Source organism: Gordonia alkanivorans NBRC 16433 (genome assembly GCF_000225505.1).
GTDB lineage: Bacteria > Actinomycetota > Actinomycetes > Mycobacteriales > Mycobacteriaceae > Gordonia > Gordonia alkanivorans.
Map to the genome: position 1 here is coordinate 1 of NZ_BACI01000008.1, position 1,227 is coordinate 1,227.

1 protein-coding gene is annotated in these 1,227 nt (G+C 62.8%); it reads right to left on the reverse strand.

Annotated features, from left to right (window positions below):
- The coding region (locus GOALK_RS01185; protein ID WP_006356951.1) for an amino acid adenylation domain-containing protein at nt 1–1,227 on the reverse strand (1,227 nt) is incomplete at both ends.

The window sequence follows — 1,227 nt, forward strand, 5'->3', positions numbered from 1 at the left end:
ACGCCGGGTGCGGTCTGCAGGACCGACTCGATCTCCCCCAACTCGATCCGCTGCCCCCGCAACTTCACCTGAAAATCACTACGCCCCAAATACTCCAACTCACCAACACCAGACCACCGCACCCGATCACCCGTCCGATACAACCGCGAACCCCACCCACCAAACGGATCCGCCACAAACCGCTCCGCAGTCAACCCCGACCGCGACGCATACCCCCGAGCCACCTGCACCCCACCCAGATACAACTCACCCACCACACCCACCGGAACCGGCCGCAACCGCGAATCCAACACCCACACCGACACATTCGGCACCGCACGACCAATCGGCACCACCACCTCACCACCGCCGACCACATACGACGTCACATCCACCGCAGCCTCAGTCGGCCCATACAAATTCACCACCCGCACACCAGGCACCAACCCCCGCAACCCCTCCACACCCGCAACACCCAACGCCTCACCCGAACAGAACACCTGCCGCAACGACCCCAAACCCACACCACCCGAACCACCCAGCGCATCAACAAACACCGACAACATCGACGGCACAAAATGACACACCGACACACCAAACCGCTCCACCACCGAAGCCACATACCACGGATCCCGATGCCCACCCGGCTCCGCCACCACCACCGAAGCACCAACCATCAACGGCCAGAACAACTCCCACACCGACACATCAAACGACACCGGCGTCTTCCACAACACCACATCATCACCAGTCACCCCGAACAACGACTGCATCCACCCCAACCGATTCACCACCGCCCCATGCGACACCGTCACACCCTTCGGCCGACCCGTCGACCCAGACGTGAACAACGTGTACACACCCACCAACGGCGACAACACCCCCACCTCATCCACCACCGCACCCAACTCCACACCACCATCAACACCCGAAACACCCGACCCCACACCACAATCCACCACCAACCGCTCCACACCAGAAGGCACCACCACCTCCTCAGACCCCCGCGTCAACACCACACCCACACCCGCCGTCGACAACATGTAACCCACCCGCTCCACCGGCGCATCCACCTCCACCGGCGCATACCGCCCACCCACAACCACCACCGCATGCACCGCCACCAACAACTCCAACGACCGCGACATCACCACCCCAACAGCAGAATCCACCCCCACACCCACACCCAACAACCGCCGCGCAACCCCCGCCACCAAACCACCGAACTCCCCATACGACACCACCCGA